This window comes from Paenibacillus sp. Soil724D2, assembly GCF_001427935.1.
Classification (GTDB): domain Bacteria; phylum Bacillota; class Bacilli; order Paenibacillales; family NBRC-103111; genus Paenibacillus_E.
This window is the reverse complement of sequence record NZ_LMRY01000006.1, coordinates 38,037-57,380: the sequence shown is the minus strand read 5'-3', so window position 1 is coordinate 57,380 and position 19,344 is coordinate 38,037. Positions and strand designations below refer to the sequence as shown.

General features: G+C 46.2%; 16 protein-coding genes. 14 read left to right on the top strand and 2 right to left on the bottom strand.

Annotated features, from left to right (window positions below; genetic code table 11):
• Positions 1-20 precede the first annotated feature (20 nt).
• Positions 21-455 (top strand): SRPBCC family protein, encoded by a 435-nt coding sequence (locus ASG85_RS07640; RefSeq protein ID WP_060645858.1) that lies wholly within the window; start codon positions 21-23, stop codon positions 453-455.
• Between the two features lie 521 nt (positions 456-976).
• On the opposite strand, the gene ASG85_RS07635 is transcribed toward ASG85_RS07640, so the two are convergent.
• Positions 977-1,882 (bottom strand): ArsR/SmtB family transcription factor, encoded by a 906-nt coding sequence (locus ASG85_RS07635; protein WP_060645857.1) that lies wholly within the window; start codon positions 1,880-1,882, stop codon positions 977-979.
• Between the two features lie 164 nt (positions 1,883-2,046).
• Here ASG85_RS07635 and ASG85_RS07630 point away from each other — a divergent pair, with 164 nt between their 5' ends.
• The 7 genes from ASG85_RS07630 (at position 2,047) to helD (ending at position 11,610) form a co-directional block, all read left to right on the top strand.
• Complete coding sequence (locus ASG85_RS07630; protein WP_057302492.1) at positions 2,047-3,558, top strand: alpha-N-arabinofuranosidase; 1,512 nt, start codon at positions 2,047-2,049, stop codon at positions 3,556-3,558.
• Positions 3,559-3,786: 228 nt separating this feature from the next.
• A complete protein-coding gene (locus ASG85_RS07625) occupies positions 3,787-4,101 on the top strand; it encodes a c-type cytochrome (protein ID WP_057302493.1) in 315 nt (104 codons plus the stop codon).
• Between the two features lie 97 nt (positions 4,102-4,198).
• Complete coding sequence (locus ASG85_RS07620) at positions 4,199-6,217, top strand: sulfatase-like hydrolase/transferase (protein ID WP_060645856.1); 2,019 nt, start codon at positions 4,199-4,201, stop codon at positions 6,215-6,217.
• Between the two features lie 502 nt (positions 6,218-6,719).
• Positions 6,720-7,496 (top strand): ABC transporter permease, encoded by a 777-nt coding sequence (locus ASG85_RS07615; protein ID WP_060645855.1) that lies wholly within the window; start codon positions 6,720-6,722, stop codon positions 7,494-7,496.
• Positions 7,493-8,284 carry an ABC transporter permease gene (locus tag ASG85_RS07610; protein ID WP_200961663.1) on the top strand — a complete coding sequence of 264 codons (792 nt, stop codon included), beginning with the start codon at positions 7,493-7,495 and terminating at the stop codon, positions 8,282-8,284. Before ASG85_RS07615 ends, ASG85_RS07610 begins: the two co-directional genes overlap by 4 nt.
• Positions 8,285-8,319: 35 nt before the next feature.
• A complete protein-coding gene (locus tag ASG85_RS07605) occupies positions 8,320-9,291 on the top strand; it encodes an ATP-binding cassette domain-containing protein (protein ID WP_060645854.1) in 972 nt (323 codons plus the stop codon).
• A gap of 21 nt (positions 9,292-9,312) precedes the next feature.
• A complete protein-coding gene (gene helD, locus ASG85_RS07600) occupies positions 9,313-11,610 on the top strand; it encodes an RNA polymerase recycling motor HelD (protein WP_060645853.1) in 2,298 nt (765 codons plus the stop codon).
• Between the two features lie 497 nt (positions 11,611-12,107).
• On the opposite strand, the gene bluB is transcribed toward helD, so the two are convergent.
• Positions 12,108-12,758, bottom strand: a complete 651-nt coding sequence (gene bluB, locus ASG85_RS07595; RefSeq protein WP_060645852.1) for a 5,6-dimethylbenzimidazole synthase — start codon at positions 12,756-12,758, stop codon at positions 12,108-12,110.
• Positions 12,759-12,962: 204 nt separating this feature from the next.
• Here bluB and ASG85_RS07590 point away from each other — a divergent pair, with 204 nt between their 5' ends.
• From ASG85_RS07590 to ASG85_RS07565, 6 genes are all read left to right on the top strand, one after another.
• Entirely contained in the window at positions 12,963-14,054 is a 1,092-nt protein-coding gene (locus tag ASG85_RS07590) for an endospore germination permease (protein WP_060645851.1), read from the top strand.
• On the top strand, positions 14,054-15,502 hold the full coding sequence (locus tag ASG85_RS07585; protein WP_060645850.1) for a spore germination protein: 1,449 nt from the start codon (positions 14,054-14,056) through the stop codon (positions 15,500-15,502). Before ASG85_RS07590 ends, ASG85_RS07585 begins: the two co-directional genes overlap by 1 nt.
• Positions 15,499-16,662 carry a Ger(x)C family spore germination protein gene (locus ASG85_RS07580; protein ID WP_057302501.1) on the top strand — a complete coding sequence of 388 codons (1,164 nt, stop codon included), beginning with the start codon at positions 15,499-15,501 and terminating at the stop codon, positions 16,660-16,662. The genes ASG85_RS07585 and ASG85_RS07580 overlap by 4 nt, the downstream gene beginning before the upstream one ends.
• A 202-nt stretch (positions 16,663-16,864) precedes the next feature.
• Positions 16,865-17,797, top strand: coding sequence for a hypothetical protein (locus ASG85_RS07575; RefSeq protein WP_060645849.1), 933 nt, complete (start codon positions 16,865-16,867; stop codon positions 17,795-17,797).
• Between the two features lie 66 nt (positions 17,798-17,863).
• Positions 17,864-18,601, top strand: coding sequence for an ABC transporter ATP-binding protein (locus ASG85_RS07570; protein WP_060646017.1), 738 nt, complete (start codon positions 17,864-17,866; stop codon positions 18,599-18,601).
• A complete protein-coding gene (locus ASG85_RS07565) occupies positions 18,594-19,343 on the top strand; it encodes an ABC transporter permease subunit (protein WP_060645848.1) in 750 nt (249 codons plus the stop codon). The genes ASG85_RS07570 and ASG85_RS07565 overlap by 8 nt, the downstream gene beginning before the upstream one ends.
• Position 19,344 lies beyond the last annotated feature (1 nt).

Below are 19,344 nucleotides of genomic sequence, written 5' to 3'. Positions count from 1 at the left end.
CGAAAGAGAGTTGATTTAAGATGAACAACCTAACGAAATTTAAAATAGTTAAGCCCGTTAATGAAGTATTTGAAGCTCTTATTGATCCAGTAAAAATGTCTAATTATTGGTTTTCTTCGGGTTCTGGAAGATTGGAGCAAGGCAAGACGATTACTTGGAGATATGATGAGTACGATGCACAAGTGGATATTAACGTATTGGAAATTGAGTTAAATAAGAAAATTGTTTTCCAGTGGGGTGCAACGGATGATGGACATGTTGTTACGATTACGCTGAAAGAGTTGGATAATTCGAGCACCGTTATTGAAGTTAACGAAGAGGGTTTTAATGAAAATGATGGGGACCTAATCAGTCAATTGATAGATAATAAAGAAGGTTGGGTTTATATGTTGAGCTGCTTAAAGGGGTATTTGGAATTTGGTGTGAATCGATTAAGAGCAGCAATTGTGAAATGACTGTCAAAAGATGGTCTGATGAAGGTCAAAAAAGAAGCACATCAAGTTCAAAAGAGCCTAGGGGCTCTTTTTTCGTTGCATCACTTTTATACGAAAATAAAATGCATTGCATCGGAGGAGCATATTTTTTTCATTCTTGGGTGTCCCGTCGTAGACGTATGATTGTTTCTAAAAGAAGAGTTTGCTCCGAAAGTAGTGTAAATTCACATAGGGCCGATTGCAATAGTAAGTCACCCGACTCTAGTTAGCGGAACGTCGATTCGTTATTTTAGGAAATCTGAGCTAAAAACCGAATAAGAGGAACGTGGGTGCTCTATTTGTTCATATGAACGACCCGGAGGCAAAAAAACGCGAAATAACGCATCGTCGTTCCACTTCCTCATGCTTTCAAGTATTTTTCATCCAAATAGAGCATTGACGTTCCCTCGGGGCAAATAGTTAACATAATAAAGTAAAGGGTAGCAAGACATAATCCCAAAAAGTGGCTTGGGACAGCCCCTTATTTAAATATGGTTCGTTCCCTACCTGCGGTAGGTGCGAAACAGAATATCGCGGTTGTAGTTGCCAAACCCTTCACCGTACAAGGTCAAACCGCCGACGTGCGCCGCATCTCTCGGCACTTCGAGCCGCAGTGTCCACTCATTGCGGGACATGGGGATATCCTTGATCGAGACAGCAGATAGCTGCTGTCCGTCAAGAAACGTTCCCTGTTCGGTGACCCGAATGATCTTTAACCAACCGTATTGGTTGATTGAATCCGGCCACCAGGCAGGGGTGAGCTGGCCGCGGCCATGTCCCGAATCACCGGGACTCGTCCAATAGCCAAGCAGCACATCATTGACGTAAAAATGAATGTCGGACGGCCAATTCGCTTCAATTCCTGGTGCTTCGGAGCTAATTTCAAGCGAAATCTCGATTTCCTCTAGTATCTGACCGGGCAGTACATAGTTCGGAACACGATATTCCACAAAGCCGCTGCCGAACCAAAGAATCTTAGCATGCATCCGCTCGGGCTCGAAGAAGAAGCGCGGATCATCATACTGACCAATCACATGGTCAGCCGTAGCCAAACCGCAGGTTGGATGAACTTCGAAGCGTGTGTAGTGGCCAACCGGAATCGCAACTTCATCGAAAACTCGCTGCTGCTCTATTGGCCGCGGGAGCCGCATTTCGATGAGGGAGATGGCCAACTTACACATTTTGTGCGTACCGCCTTGCTTACGAATTAAAGCGGTCTGAATAAGCCCTCCAGCCTCGAGCTTTTTTACATGCATGGTTACAATGGCGCTGCTTAATTCAAGCATATGGGCTAATTCCTTGACATTCATCTCTTGCTCAGCAAGCAGCTCCAGTATCTTAAGCCGCACATCGCTAGCCAGCGCCTCATACAGAGGCAGCCATTTGCGGTCTGTTGTCGTTTGGATCATCGGACAATCTCCTCATAAGTAGACTAATTAATGAAAATATGAATTCAACAGAAAGCAGAAGAAAAGCTTGAAATCATCCGCTGTTTATTGTTTAATATAGTCATAACATAATAAATGTATTAATCGATTCATATTTTTATTAATTATACTACGAGGTGAATACAATGTCCATGAAAGCGAGTATGATTATTGACAAAGATTTTAAAATTGGAGAAGTAGATTCTCGTATTTACGGCTCATTTATTGAGCATCTGGGACGTGCGGTCTATGGCGGAATTTACGAGCCTGGACATCCGCAAGCGGATGAGCAAGGCTTTCGAGCAGACGTACTAGAGCTGGTAAAAGGGTTGGATGTTCCGATTGTTCGTTATCCGGGTGGTAATTTTGTATCCGGTTACAACTGGGAGGATGGCATTGGGCCGTTAGAAGGACGTAAGAAGAGGCTTGATCTGGCATGGCGCACCATTGAACCAAACCTAGTTGGATTGAATGAATTCATGGACTGGTGCCGCAAAGCAAATACAGAAGCCATGATGGCCGTTAATCTGGGGACTCGCGGTCCGGATGAGGCAAGAGATATCATTGAATATTCCAATATCAAAGGCGGTACCTACTGGAGTGATTTACGGATCACGCATGGTTACAAGGCACCTCATAACATCAAAACCTGGTGTCTAGGCAACGAAATGGACGGCCCTTGGCAAATAGGCAGCAAAACTGCCGCGGAATACGGACGCGCAGCCTGTGAAACGGCCAAAGTTATGAAATGGGTCGACCCCTCGATCGAGCTTGTTGCGTGTGGCAGCTCCAGTCTGAATATGCCGACTTTCCCTGATTGGGAAGCGACAGTACTTGAGCATACGTATGATCACGTTGATTATATTTCCCTGCATCAATATTATGGCAATCGTGATAAGGATTCAGCCAATTTCCTTGCACAATCTATGGGCATGGATCGGTTTATCAACACAGTGATCTCGACGGCAGATTATATTCAGGCCAAAAAGCGCGGTAAGAAGAAAATCAACTTATCCTTCGACGAGTGGAATGTGTGGTATCACTCCAACGATGCGGATCGCAAAATAGAGCCTTGGTCCATCGCGCCGCCACAGCTCGAAGACATTTACAACCATGAAGATGCCTTGTTAGTTGGCTGTATGCTTATCTCTATGTTGAAGCGTGCGGATCGTGTGAAGATGGCTTGTTTGGCACAACTCGTTAACGTCATCGCACCGATCATGACCGCGAATGGGGGAGCAGCCTGGAAACAAACAATCTACTATCCTTACATGCACGCCAGTGTATTTGGACGAGGGACTGTTCTTGTGCCGCTGATCAAATCACCGAAATATGACGCGAAGGATTATACGGATGTGCCTTACTTGGAAGCAGTTGCCGTTCATAACGAAGACAAGTCCGAAGTGACGATCTTCGCAGTTAACCGTCATCTGGAGGAAGCACTTCCTCTGGAGCTGGATCTGCGCAGTTTTGGTGAATGCCGAGTTATCGAGCATATCGTTCTGGAAAACGATGATCTGAAAGCCTCGAATACAATGGATGCCCAGGATCGGGTGAAGCCTCACACAGGCGGTAATGCGGCCATATCGTCAAACAGCCAGATTCAGGCAATACTTGGCAAAGCATCGTGGAACGTCATTCGGTTGAAACTAGCTTAAAGATATTTACAAACCTAAATAAGACATGGTCTGGGCAAACGCTCCAGCCATGTCTTTTATTTTATCCAGCCCGCATAATCAATTTGCGTAATGATTTTCCAAATGTTAGAACCGATAAATAGCCTCATTAAGTAACATAATAACGGTGAATAGCGCTACTCCTTTATTTTACAATCTATGCTCTGGTATGATGAGAGAAATATAACAGATTGAAGGAGTTTCGCGCGTATGAAATTAAAGCTGTTTGGTGTAATTGTTCTGGCCCTCGGCTTATCGGCCTGTGGAAATAAACAAAATGAAGCGCAGTCGGCGGCGGTAAAAGTGGACGTTCCTAAGATTTATCAAAATTTCTGCATCTCATGTCATGGTAATCAATTACAAGGCGGACAAGGCCCTAATATCCAAAAAGTTGGAGAACGTTTAGATGAAGCGGAGATCATAAAGCGCATTCAAAAGGGTGGTGGCGGAATGCCGCCGTTCCAAGTGGCACTGAAAGAGGAAGAATTGAAGGCGTTGGCCTCATGGCTGGCTGGACTCAAATAATGGGTTTTTATGGTAAAACTAAGGTTCCTTTAAGGTTAGCTACATAATTCCTTCACAATTGGTGTTTATAATAGGGGCAAGAGGAGAGTGATGCAATATGCACTTGAATTTGAAGCCCCGGAACCATCTTCCTAAGAAGATGAGACCAAACCGTCTGGGAGCGACGATTTCGCTTTTATTATTTATGATTTGCTTACCCATACTTTCTGTAGCAGGAATGGAACTTCTTGAACGCGGTTCTTTGCATGAAACGGCCCAATGGATAACATCTAACCAGTCACTTTTTCTATTAAATGTAGGGCTATCCTTCTGTTTATTAGCGTTGATTTATGCGGTTGTAGGATCATTAGCTATTTCCGGATCCATCGCAACCTTATTGCTTGGCCTTATGGCACTGATTTCTTATATGAAGGTGAAAATGATCGGGGAGCCCTTCTTCCCATGGGATATTTTGCTGAATAAAGAAAGTATGGATATTGCTTCGCTTGTAACAGGGAAAGCCGCACTTCTCCGAATCGGAGCTGTGGTCATCGCGGTCATCTTTGTCTTTTTATTGAAATGGATACTCCCGCGCGTATCTTTTTCTATTATCAGTCGAATTGGTTTAGGGCTGTTCGCGCTCTATGCCTTATATGCATTTGCAATCAAAACACCGTTAGCTGGCAAAATTCTTGACCATTTGGGTGTAAACGAAATTGTGTGGAATCAGAAAGAGAACTATGCGAATAATGGACTAGCCCTGGCTTTCACCCTCAATGTCAAAAATTCGATCGTTCAAAAGCCAGAAACGTATAGTGATCAAAGTATTGCGACCGTTGCAGCTAATCTCCAAGAGGTAGGCATGCAAAAAGCAGGAATGAAAAAGTCTGTAGATACTAATTCTCTAAATGGGAAGAAGCCGAATGTGATTTTCATTATGAGTGAGGCTTTCTGGGATCCGACTTTGTTAACGAATGTGAAGTTCAGTGAAGATCCGGTACCCACCATCCACCGCTTGCAGAAGGAGTCGACATCCGGATACCTGCTGTCCCCCCAATTCGGTGGCGGTACCAGCAATGTAGAATTCGAAGTGTTAACGGGGAACTCGATGAGCTTCCTGCCAGGGGGCTCCATTCCGTATCAACAATATATAACGAAACCTGTACCGAGCTTGGCGAGTTATTTTGCCGATCAGGGCTACAAAAGTATGGGAATTCACTCCTATGAAGGATGGTTTTGGAACCGTAATTCGGTGTATAAGGAGTTAGGTTTCCAAAGCTTTAAGAGCAGTGAACATTTCGTGAATCCGGAAATGAAGGGTTATTTTATCTCGGACGCCGAAGTGTCTAGGAGCATTATAAATGAAGTAGATAAAACCGAGGATCCTATGTTTATGTACACAGTAACCATGGAAAACCATGGACCTTATGATGAACCTCGGTACGGAGAAAATCAGTTCAAAGCGCAAGGTGACTTGACGCCAGAAGCAAAATCGATTCTTGAGACCTACGCGCAGGGTGCACACGATGCGGATCAAAGCTTGCAAATGCTAATCGATCACTTTAAAGAATCGGATGAACCGACGATGATCGTATTCTATGGGGACCATTTGCCGATGCTGGGATTAGATTATCAAGTATATAAAGAAGCAGGCTTCATCCAAAGCAGTAACGCAAATGATTGGTCGCTGGAAGAAGTGAAGAAGATGCACAGCATTCCGCTTGTGACTTGGTCGAACTTCGATATGCCGAAGCAGGACATTCCACTGCTTAGTGATTCTTTCCTCGGTGCCCACGTGCTGGATATGCTGCATATGGAAAAACCGGCTAATTTCAAGTTGAATGCCGAATTGGCGGCGCAAGTGCCAGGATTACTGAGTAATCTTGTTGTTGATGAGAACCAAGAACTTCATGCTGAAGTCCCCGAATCATCGAAAGTACTCCTTAATGACTACAGGAATGTGCAGTACGATTTACTTTTCGGCAAGCAGTACTTGGCTGAACATATCGATCATGACTATTTGACCAAAACCATTCAGGATAGCTATAACGCTGAGTTTAATGAAGGAAATGTTCCTCCCCAGGCTGCGGGAGTGAACAGCAATTCCCCGCCGGCTAAGCCAGTGAGCTCGCAGTAAGAGAAGTCCCTGTTTTGTTGCTTTGAGCGACGAGACGGGGACTTTTTCGTTTTTGGTGGTGTTGGGGAAAAAGCGAGACAAAGAGATAAGGAGAGAGGATTGCATGTGAGGTGAGCTGGAAGGATGTTTTTCATCGTTACGTGGCGGAAAAAGAGGTGAAGCAGCATTTTAACGATGATAAACATCCTTAAGAAAGCGAAATCGGGGTGGATTGGCATGTGAGGTGAGCTGGAAGAATGTTTTTCATCGTTACGTGGCGGGAAAAGAGGTGAAGCAGCACTTTAACGATGATAAACATGCTTAATTAAACGGAATCAGGGTTGGGTCCCAGTGTGAAATGATCTGGAAGGATGTTTTTCATCGTTACGTGGCGGCACCATCTGCGATAAAAAATAATCATTGCCATGGTTAGGGTAACTTTGGTAATATAGACTTCCGTCTCTACGCGGCGGCTGCAAAAAAAGCTAGTTGATAAGGATTAAAACAGCTCAGGAGGTGTTTTATGCTTTTCGCGGTTTTGGCGCGCAAGGCGTATGCGAGGAATTTGCAGTATCGCGGTTCGCATCTGCTGCACAATGCAGTGAGTGCGGTGTTTGGCTTCATTTATGCTAGCATCTGGACTGGTTTAGGGACCGACTCGTCACTCGGCGAGTACGGGGCGAAAGGGATTGTAGGTTATATTGCTTTTAACCAAGCGATCCTTTGGATTACGCAGTTCACAACGAATGGACTCGGGCTCGAGCAATCGGTGCGCACCGGGCAAATTGCGGTCGATCTCATGCGGCCGGTACACTTATTCTATCAGGCGATGAGCCGTGAATGGGGCCAGGTATATTATCAGTTTCTTTATAAATTCATCCCGATTTATGCCCTCTACTACTTCATTTTCTCCTTACAGCTTCCACATCACGCTTCGGTTTATGGCTGGACAGCGATTGCGCTCGTCTTGGCGGCATATATCTCCATTTGCACGAATTTTTTGATAGGGGTTGCAGCTTTGTGGACCACTGAGTCACGTTGGTTTTATTGGGTCAATTATTCCTTCAGTACGCTGCTCTCCGGCTTTTTCATTCCTCTAGAATGGTTGCCAGGTTGGCTCCGCACGATTAGCTTTTACACACCATATCCCTATCTACTCTATTACCCAACTCGTATCTACATGCAGCTTGAACAAGGAACTGTTGTGCTCGGCGCTCTTTTTTGGAGCATCGGGTTTACTTGTGTCTGTCTGGCTGTTACGCAGGGGGTACGCAGAAAGCTGGAGGTGCAGGGCGGATGATGTCAGTGAGGCTCTATATGCTGCTGATCAAGGCGAGCTTGCGAAGCCGAATGCAGTATAAGTTTAATTTCTTTTTTTCGACCGTGATGGCTTCTTTTGTACATATCTCAGAATTTCTGATGGTGGCGCTTGTGATGATGCGTTTTGGCAATATCAAAGGCTGGACCCTTTATGAGGTGTGCTATCTGTATGGGGTCATGATGATATCCAAAGCGATTTATCGCACGCTGGCTTCCGATGTGCATCATCTAGAGAAATATCTCGTTTCTGGTGATCTGGATGCGCTGCTCACACGGCCTGTTCCCGTGCTGCTGGCGCTGATGACACAAAACGCTCGTCTCTTATTTGCTGAAGTAGGGCAGGGCATCATCTTACTTTTTATTGCTATGAAAGCCTTAATGGCTAATGGGCAAATCGGATGGTCAGCCGTACCTTTAACGGTGTTAATTATCATAACAGGTGCCATTATTTTATTCGCCATTGGCTTAGCAACTGCGGCTGCTGGCTTCTGGTTGACACGGATCGAATCTTTGCAAAATATGACCGAAGACGCTTCCCAAACCGCGGCGCGCTATCCGCTTTCCTTGTATCCAAAGTGGCTGCAGGGTGCGCTATTGGTACTGGTTCCAGTAGGATTCGTCAATTACATACCTACCTTATATTTACTGAGACATCAAGGCGGCATCTGGATGCTCCTAGGAACCATTGCTGTTTCATTCGCTACGCTTTGGCTGGCTATGCGCTTTTGGAAGCTAGGATTATCTCGCTATCAAAGCACAGGAAGTTAATCGAGGGTTTCATACAAGGAGGGATCATAAGAAACATGATAACCGTAACGAATTTGCGCAAAACCTTTCAAACTCCGCTAGTCAAAGAAGGCAGGTTCTCCGGTGTTCGAACTTTGTTCTCACGAGCCTATAAAGAGAAGGAAGCGGTACGCGATGTAAGCTTCGAGATTGAATCTGGCGAGTTCGTCGGGTATATTGGACCTAATGGAGCGGGAAAGTCGACGACGATCAAAATGCTCACCGGCATTCTTCACCCAACCTCCGGCGAGGTGTTGATTCACGGCTATAGTCCTCAGAAGCATCGAAGGCGAGTCGTAAGGCAGCTTGGCGTTGTATTCGGTCAGCGCAGCCAGCTGTGGTGGGATCTGCCGGTGAAGGACTCTTATGAGATCCTTACGGCGATGTATCGGGTGGAGGAAAGCACAGCCCGCCGCAGGTTAGGCGAATTGACTGAACTTCTTGAACTGAAAGAGCTGATGGATACGCCTGTCCGGAAGCTGTCCCTTGGTCAGCGGATGCGAGCAGATTTGGCGGCTTCGATGCTGCATGATCCGGATATTTTGTTTCTGGATGAGCCGACCATCGGGTTGGATGTTGTCGCCAAGCGAAACATTCGCGGCTTTCTTCAGACCTTAAATCGGGATTTCGGTAAGACGATTCTGCTGACTACGCATGATATGGATGATATCGAGCAATTGTGTAAACGAGTTATCGTGATCAATCATGGGCAAATTGGCTATGACGGGTCGATCGATGAGCTGCGGGATCGTATTGGCTTACCAACGATGATGAAGGTCACTTATCGAGGTGAAATCCAAGTTCCTGCGAGCTGGGAACTTCCGTTTCGCGTGTTGGAGCAAGAAGCGAATAGTCTCACAATCGCTTGCAACCGCCAGGAGCTGAAAGCGATGGAAGTCCTGCGTATCGTCAGCAGCTGGGGCGATATGGATGATGTGCACATGGAAGAGCCTGAGTTTGAAGAGGTAATTCATGGTGTATATAAATAGATAGAAATGGAGTGAGACCGTATGCCTATAGAGAACGAAGAACGGGAGAGGGAGACGCAGCGCGTTGCCTCTGTACGTACTAATATACAGCAGCGAATTGAAGAGCTGCGCCAAACGGTGGATGAGCGACGATCGGAAGCAACAGCGATTGGCCGCAGCTTCTGGGATGATATCTCGGTCAATGCAGATAATGCGGATGATTTGATTGAGACGGCAGCGAGTATGGCCCAGCAGGAGCATGTGCTGCAGGGTCAAGAACGCAGCTATCGCTTGGCGCAGGATGCGCTGCGTAAGCTCCAGCGTGTTGTCGATGCTCCGTATTTCAGCCGCATTGATTTCAAGGAGAACGGGGAGCAAGGGCGCGAGAAGATTTACATCGGATTGACATCTTTTATTGATGCCAAGACGGATGAAATTCTTATCTATGACTGGCGCGCGCCAATTGCTAGCCTGTTCTATGACTATCCGCCGGGCCCGGCGACGTATCGGACACCTGAGATGGATGTCAGCGGCGAGCTGATGCTCAAGCGGCAGTACATCATCAAAGCCGGCGTGCTGCAGGATGTGTTCGATACGGGAATCTCCATCGGTGACGAGATGCTTCAGCAGATGCTAAGCCGCAGCGCCGACGAGAAGATGCACAGTATCGTTACGACGATACAGCGCGAGCAGAACCAGATCATCCGCGATGATCGGCACAAGGTGCTCGTCGTGCAGGGGGCGGCCGGCAGCGGCAAAACCTCCGTTGCGCTGCAGCGCATCGCGTATCTGCTCTACAAATATCGGACGACGCTAAGCGCCGACAACATGATTTTGTTCTCGCCGAACTCACTGTTCAGCGACTACGTCTCTCACGTACTGCCGGAGCTAGGCGAAGCTACCATGCAGCAGACGACATTCCAAGACTATTTAACACATAAATTAAGCGACACGGGTCTGACGCTGGAAGATCCCTACGATCAATTGGAGTTCATCCTTACGGGGACGGATCAAGACCCCTCCTACACAGCGCGGCTGCAAAGCATTCATTACAAAACGTCCGCTGCTTTCCTCAATGTCATTGAGGCTTACGGGGAGAAGCTGAAAAACGGCGGTATTCGTTTCCAAGATTTATCAGTCGGTAAGAAAGTATTGATTACTGCCGCTGAGCTTAGCGAACGATTTTACAGCAAATCCTCGATTCTTGCTCTAGGTGAACGGATGGAACAATTATCGGAGTGGATGCTGGAGAAGCTGGATGAGTTTCAAGCCGATGTCCAGAAGAGGTTTTATCGTAAAATGGTGCGGGAGCCGAAATATTTGGGCACCGAGCCAGAGATGAAAAAGATGAGCAAGGTCAAAGCGCATAAAGCGATTGCTCCACTTAGGGAGAAAGCGCGCAAGCTCGCTTATGTGGACGTGCTGGGGATGTACCAAGATCTTTATACAAATAGTGAACTGCATCAAGAGCTTATGCACCATTCGGAGCAGCGTCTACCTGCAGATTGGGATACGATCAGCACGTTCACGGCCGATGCGCTTGCTAGGGGAATGCTGCATTACGAAGATGCGACACCTCTTGTCTATTTGAAGGGCCTTGTTGAGGGCCAACTGCGCGTAGGGACCATTCGGTATTGTCTCGTGGATGAGGCACAGGATTACTCGCCATTTCACTATGCGTACTTGAAGAAGCTGTTCCCGCGTGCTCGGTTCACCCTGCTCGGGGACTGGAATCAAGGGATCTTCACGCATGCTAACGCGAGCAGTACGGATGGCGAGGGGCAAACGAGCGAGTACAGCTCCATTAGCGAGCTGATGAAGGAAGACGAGACGGAGACCATCCGCCTCGTCAAGAGCTACCGCTCGACGCGCGAAATCGTCGATTTCGCTAGTCGCGTGCTGCCTGGCGGCGAGCCGATCGAGCCGTTCAGCCGCAGCGGCGAGGCGCCGCGTGTTCTGCGCGCGGCGGGCGAGACCGAGCTCAGCCACCTCGTGGCTGAGGCGGCAATAGCTAGACGCGACGGCGGCGCAAGCTCCGTCGCGATCATTTGCAAGACCGAGCGCGAGACGCAGGGCGCGCACGCCAGCCTGAAGCCGCTGCTGCCGGGACTCGCGCGGATCACCAAAGAGACGCTGCACTATGAGGCAGGCGTCATGATCCTGCCGGCGTACCTCGCCAAAGGGCTCGAGTTCGACGCCGTTATTCTCTACGATGCCGGGGCGGCTGTCTACGCGGAGGCGAAGGAACGCAAGCTGTTTTACACCGCTTGCACCCGTGCCCTTCATCACTTGGACGTGTTCTATCTAGGTGAATTAACACCTTTTCTTTTGAACAAATAGACATACGTCCATACCTATCTGCCCTGCCCGACATAGGATATCTCGAACAACAACAAAGAAAAGGTTCTTGCAGGCAGAAGGGAGGAATAGCCATGTCAGGCGTTGGATATTCTAGCACAGCTATCGTATTGGTACTGTACATTCTGTTGGTCATCATTCTTGCAACATTCTATTAAAATAGGATGCACAAAGCCGCCCTCCGATTGATCGGAGGGCGGCTTTCTTAATAAATATGAATTTAAATCGGGATCAATCATCAACTATACTCTGAGTAATGAGGTAGCTAATGAATGAATCCTGTTCGCGGTTGAATGATGGTGTACAAACTGCAACTTCAAGTTGCTAATCAGTCTATGGGCGAGCAAATTGTTGTATAAACTACAACTTTGGTAACTACTATAGTCCATTTGCCCTCACGAAAGCTGAATGACTCTAAAATCGAATGTTGGAGTTTTGTAGGACAACGCAAGCCGTTTTTCTTATTTTAGACCTCATGACTAATCAACTTTTTGATTTCCCCAAGTCTCGCTGAATATTAGATTATTCAGACTCCTGCGCTTTTCCCAATTGGCTGTCTCCAAAATGGGCTTCTCTGGATAATTTTCTGTGAATCCAATGGATAGCAATGCTACTGGATCAATATGAGGAGGTATCCCAAGGATATCTCGCACATCATTTTTCTTATAGAAGCTTACCCAGCCCATCGCTAATCCCTCTGCACATGCCGCTAGCCACATGTTTTGAATCGCGCAAGCAACGGACATGATATCGGTTTCTGGTATCGAATTTCTTCCTAGCACATGAGAACCGCCGCGTGTTGGATCACAAGTAACGCAAATCGTAATTGGTGCCTGCTTAATCCCTTCAATCTTGAGATTTAGAAATTCATCTTGACGTGTATCTTCATAATGAATGGCTAAAGCTCGTCTCTCTTTATCTGCTGCCCAAGCCAAACGCTCTTTCACTTTTTCCGTAGAAATGATTATAAAATTCCAGGGTTGCATAAATCCAACGGAAGGACCATGGTGCGCTGCATTTAGCAATTTCATTATTGTTTCTTCTGGGATAGGATCCGATAAAAATGTTCGTACATCCCGTCTTGTATAAATGCTCTTGTACAAACCGTCCTTTTCTTCTTCTGTAAACATACCTTCACCTCACCCCTTCACCAAGCTCACGTACAATGTAATTATTCATTAAATTTACACCCTCTCTTCTCTTTTTGCAATCGATGGAAGACCTAATTTCGATAGGTGTCTAAATCTAATTTGTCGCACCGCATAAATCCACTTGAATTGGAAATCTTAACTTATAAAAAGTTTCCACCTAATACCAATGCGGGAGATTAGCTTATGTCCGGAACCAAGAAAATTACCGCACTTCAATTATATTTTGTCTTAATCCTCTCCATTGGCATTACGAACCATGTCTTGTTAATTCCGGTGCTGCTGCATTGGGGTAAACGTGATTCCTGGCTCGGCGCAGCGGTCTCCCTGATTCCTATGCTCCTATGGGTATGTCTGCTTTATATCGTTATTAAACGCACGAAACAGCAGAATATGATGGAGTGGATCCAACGGAAATTTGGGAAAGTGGTCGTTTTTCCATTCAAACTAGTTCTCATTACCATTTGTATTGCTCAACCAATTATAACCATAAAAGAAATGGTGACATGGACACATGTGACCTATTTACCTCGAACACCGCCTTTCATGATTGCTCTTTTGTTTATAATCTTTTGCTTTTTCGCGGCGAGATCAGGGGTGCGAGCGATTGCAATTACCTCAGGCATTCTACTTCCGGTTGTCGTTTTTCTTGGGTATTTTGTGATGGGAGCTAATTTCCAATATAAAAATTACAGCCTTCTTACACCTTTATTTACACATGGTTATGGACCTACACTTGCATCCATCATGTTAACTTGTGGCGCCTCCTTCGAACTGCTAGCTATCGTATTCCTCCAGCATCATGTGGATACACGCATCCGGCTGCCAGCTTTATTGATTCTTGCGGCATGTGTGATCGGACTTACCATAGGTCCGTTAACGGGTTCCATTGCCATATTTGGCCCCTTTGAAGCCGCGGATTTAAGATATCCAGCTTTTGAACAATGGCGTATGGTTACCTTGGGGAAATATATTTCCCACTTGGATTTCTTGTCTATTTTCCAATGGATATCAGGGGCTTGTGTTCGGACGTCGATGCTCATGTTTCTTAGTGTGGATGTTATTGGTATTCAAAAGAAGCGAACACGGACTCTAACCCTGATAGGGATCAGCCTGTTGTTCCTAGCGGCGAGCTTGTACCCAGTTTCAGACAACCAGATGGTGCATCTAATTCAAAATAGATATTATCCCATTATGTTTGGAATAGGCTTAAGCTTGCTTCTTGTTTTGCTTGTGATGTCTATCCTGCCGGGAAAACGAAAGGAGAAGAATGCCTAATGCATGAGCAGGATTTACGGGATTGGTTTGCGTTGTCTGGTGATGTCATCGTGAAATCTTATCGATTATCGGAAGCTCATCCGAAGGGGCGAGTGTTACTCATGTACTGTGAGGGTATGACCAATATGGATCATATCGAGAATCTCGTACTGCCTAAGCTTGAAGGTTTATTCAAAAATGAACTTGATAGTGCGTCTAAGCTAGATGTGAATACGATGCTTCAATTGATTGAAATTACGGGTTCTAACGCCATAGAGTCGATGACGGTTTCATTATATGCAGGATCGCTGATCTTATTTTTCGAAGAGACGCAACTGCTGTATGCATTGGATATTTCTGCGCCGCCCAACCGCTCACCAGAGGAATCAAGTACAGAGACATCCATCAAAGGTCCAAGAGATGCCTTTACCGAGAGCGTCGTTACGAATATCGCGCTCGTTCGCAAACGCTTGCTGACGCGCAGTCTGTGTGTTGAAAAAATGCAAATCGGAACGAGAAGTAACACCTCGGTAGCTCTCCTCTATATAGGCGATGTAATTAATGCTAATATCCTCCAGGAAGCAAAGCAGCGGCTTCAAGCTATTAACGTTGATGCCCTGATTAGCAGCTCGCAATTAGAAGAAGAGATGTCAGGACGCAAATACCCATTCTTTCCCCTTTTGGATTATGCGGGTAGACCTGATTATGTAGCTGATAGCTTGCTGCGCGGACGATTCGCGGTCATAGTGGATGGTTCCCCCATGGTTCTTATTGCGCCAGCGAATTTGATGTATATATTGAAATCCCCCGAAGATGTGCACTCCCCGTACTATTATGTCGCATTCGAACGTGTTTTGCGGATAGGCGGGTTGATCGTTTCAGCCTTATTTCCTGGTTTTTGGATTTCAATTTCCGCATTTAATCTGGATCAAATCCCGTTTCCCTTAGTAGCCACTATCGCTACATCCAGGTTAGGATTACCCTTGTCAGGTCCGATGGATTTTATTATCATGCTGCTGCTTTTCGAATTGTTTCGTGAAGCGGGAGCGCGGCTGCCCAAGGTAGTAGGACAAACTGTTACTGTTGTCGGTGGGCTAATTGTTGGGGACGCCGCGATACGCGCGGGAATCACGAGCCCTACAACATTAGTAGTGACCTCCATTTCGACGATATCGATGTACACCCTAGTGAACCAATCGCTAGCGGGGACGATTACCGTGCTCCGGATCATGATTTTGATAATATCCACAATTTTCGGTATTTTCGGATTTATGGTATCCCTCATGGGGCTCGTTTTATATTTATCAACATTAGAATCATTCGGTGTGCCTTACTTGTCGCCCTTATCGCCGCCTCAGTTCAGAGATATCATCCCTGCCATATTGGCCAAGCCGTGGAACAAAATGAAGCGAAGACCGAAAGCATTACATACGAAGGATGACACACGCCAGGGCGGGGAGTCCTCATGATAACGAAAGGGTTAGGACGACTGGTCATCGGAATGCTGCTTCTGGTTAGTCAGACAGGCTGTTGGGATATAAAGACGATCCAAGATACGAATTACATTACTGCGATAGGCTTCGATTATCAAAAAGGGCGCTATGTGGTGTATTTTCAAATGTTGGATTTCTCTAGCGTGGCTAAACAGGAAGGGGGTAAAGGAGGGCACTCCCCTGCGATTTGGGTCGGACAAGAGGAAGGGGAAACGGTTAATGCGGCTTTCGACCGTTTGTACAAAACCTTACAGCAGCGAGCCTTTTGGGGGCATGTGGGTGCTTATGTTTTTACAAGAGAGGCCCTAAAGGAAGGTGTGGGTAAATTTACGGACAGTTCAGTACGCTATGGGGAAACAAGGTTTACCCCATGGGTTTATAGTACGGATGAGCCGATAGAGACGATTTTTTCGGTTATCCCTTTCTTCAATGTCTCCCCTTTGGCCTCTATTCTTATGCAGCCTGAAGAAAATTACCATCAACGAGCTTATATTCGTCCGCTCAAATTGTACAGGTTTGCTGCTCTATCTAGAGAACCTGGGTACACGGTGATGATGCCCACTTTGGCTATTCGTAAGGATGTGTGGGTGAAAAATGAAAAACCAGATCCTAAATTAGAAGTAAGCGGAGTCTATGCGATAGCTAAAAAAAATCATGTGGAATGGCTATCAGAGGATCAGTTCAAAGGAGCACGCTGGTTAGAAAACAGCACCGCCCGTACGCCTATGGTCGTTTATATAAATGGGAAGGCAAAACAATCTGTTATTATTCAGAAGCCTAAAGCCAGCATTACGCCGCGAATGAATGGAGATCAACCCCTATTTGATATTCATATTGAAGCCGAGGCGGTGGTTGCCGAATTGTTAGAGAACATTGATGAAGATACGCTGCGAAAACAGATCGCCAAACAAATCGCTGAGGAAATCGAGCAAACCTGCAAGGAGGGGAAAAGCCATGATACGGATATCTATCAGCTCGAGCATGTATTATATAAGCAAGCTTTTCCGGAGTGGTCTAAGCTTACAACTAACGGGGAGAAACCGCTGGAAAATTATCAATTAGGCGATATAAAAGTTGTTATCCACCTATCCCACTCCGGGATGCTTAAGATGAGGGAAAAAGAGCAGCAGTACTAGCTATTGACCCATATTTAAAGCCTTCATCTCCGCAAATTCTGCGGTTTTAGAGGCTTTTTTTAATAAAGTTTTAAGAATTGTTTTAGGCACGGTTAATAGGTGATTTAGAGGCAGTTAATGCGGAGGGGATAAGATGAATACATGGAAGCGAGGAACGCATCCAAATTAGATAAAGCGTATGTATACGCGGAGGAAATAAGATATGAATAAGAAGTTAGCGATGTTGGGATTAGGCGTTGCGGTAGGCAGCATGATGCTAGTGACCTCGGTATATGCAGGTGTGGGAGAAGCTCCCGGGTATGAGACATTCAAATCAGCATTCAAACAAACAGCATTGGTGAAGAATGTAACTCGCCAGGTGAATGTGTCCTTACAAGACAATGGAGCTTCATTACTCAATGTGAAATCAACAATTAAAAGCAGTGGTGTCGATCAAGCTGGCAGCGCAGTAGTCACAGTGAAAAGCGGAACGGATGAGCAAACCATTCACTTCTACAGCCAAGATGGGAAGCAGATTGTAAAAACCGAGGATTCCGAGGTGTATAAAGTACTGGAAGGTGATGGCATGCCGGGCAAGTTCAAAGGGCATGAGCAAGCAAACCACACACCTGACCCGCAAGTGATTAGCGAAGTGGAAAATGTGGTCGATGCCTTGGTTGGTAACCTGAAAAACTATGTAACCATGAGTGAAGCACCTGGTAACGTAAAGGACATTCATTTCAAATTGTCTGGAAGTCAGATTTCACCTGTTGTGAACACAATTGGCTCGTTAGTTATTAAACACGGCACTGCAGAGAACAGTCACCGTCCAATTCCGGCTAAAGCGGATACCCTTGGTGTAGATGTAACGACACTCAAAAACAGCCTGCCTCAGCTTGTAACAGACATCAAAATGGATGAGGTCGAAGTGAACGCAAGCGTGGATGCGGATAACCACATTACGAATCAAACGGCACAAATTCATATTTCCGGTAAAGATGCTCAAGGTGCTGCGCATGATGTGGTGTTAAGTGTAGATATGACTTTATCTAGTCTGAACTCCACAACGCCAGATACGATTGATTTGACAGGAAAACAAGTGGAAAATGTGAAGTTTGATGAAAATTCCCGCAAAAACTGGGGAGAGAAACATTAATAGAAAGTCAAGGGGAGGCATCAACGATCGTTGACCTCCTCATTCGTTCTGAAAGGCGGCCCGTTCATGAAACCCGTAGTAGAAATTAAGAACCTCACGAAAACTTACAAAAATTTGCGCGGCATCCATCAAGTGAATATGACGGTACAGCAAGGCGATATCTATGGCTTCTTCGGACCCAATGGCGCCGGTAAAACATCGGTCATGAAGATCATGACGGGTTTAACAAGGGCGCAGCAAGGCGAAGTAAAGCTGTTCGGCCATGATGTGTCTATGCATTATGAACAGGCAATGGCGAAGGTTGGCGTGCTGATTGAAACAGCGGAAGCTTACACCTATATGAGCGGCAAGCGGAATCTGGAGCTAGCGGCGCGCTTTTATCCTGGGATCGGCAAGCAGCGAGTGGATGAAGTACTGGAGATTGTCGGACTCACCCCTTTTCAGCATGAAAAGGTTGCGGGTTACTCACTGGGCATGAAGCAGCGGCTCGGACTAGCGGCAGCGATGCTGTCAAAGCCTGAATTGCTTATTCTCGATGAGCCGACCAATGGGCTTGATATTGAAGGGATGGTTCATATTCGGGAAATTATCATGCGCCTAGCGAGTGAAGAGCGAATTACCTTCCTCATCTCCAGCCATCTCATTCATGAAATGGAGCTGATGTGCAATCGCATGGGCATCATTCATCAAGGGCGGCTTATTCGCGAGGGGCTCGTATCCGAATTAGCCAAAGGCAGCGCGACGCTGGAAGAAGCGTACTTGCGCGAAATCAATGAAGTCAGGAGGCTAGCAGCCCATGCATAGCTTAACCGCCAACGTCTGGAACGAAACGATCAAACTCGCATCAAAGAAGAAGACGATTTTCTTCCTAGTTGTTACTCTGCTTCTTCCGGTTATTGCAGGCTTACTGCTTGCACGCTTTCAAAGCGGCATCGGCATCGGAGCCATTGCATCGGGGGATTTCCCTATCGTCATGCTCGGTTTGTTTACGAGTATATTCCTGCCTTTGTTCGTCTTCATGGGTGCCGCGGATGTATTCGCTGGTGAGATGGGAGAACGCACGATGAAGAATACGCTCACTCGGCCCATCACTCGGTTTAAGGTTTTCGCATCCAAGCAAATTGCGCTGGGTGTGTACATTGTTCTTTATTTAATCGCGGCCTTGCTGGCTTCGATCGTTTCTGCCTTATTTTTCCAAGATTTCGGAGGCGTAAGTACAGTATTTACTTGGTTCCTAGCTTATGGCTCGGCCTTTGTTCCTCTGCTTGTGCTTAGTATTGCGGCCGTGCTTCTCGCACAGTTCTTCTCCAGCAGCAGTTCAGCATTGACTGTGAGCATTCTTCTTTATTTGGCGTTTAAAGTAGCTGCTTTTTTCATTCCGCAAATTGCAACTTACTCACCAACAGCCTACACAGATTGGCATATGCTCTGGATTGGCAGCTCGATGGCTATTGGCAAGATGAGCAGCATCTTTATGTTTTTGATGGCGTGTAGTATATTGTTTTTTACAGCAGGATATTATTTGTTTGATAAAAAGGAGATTTGAT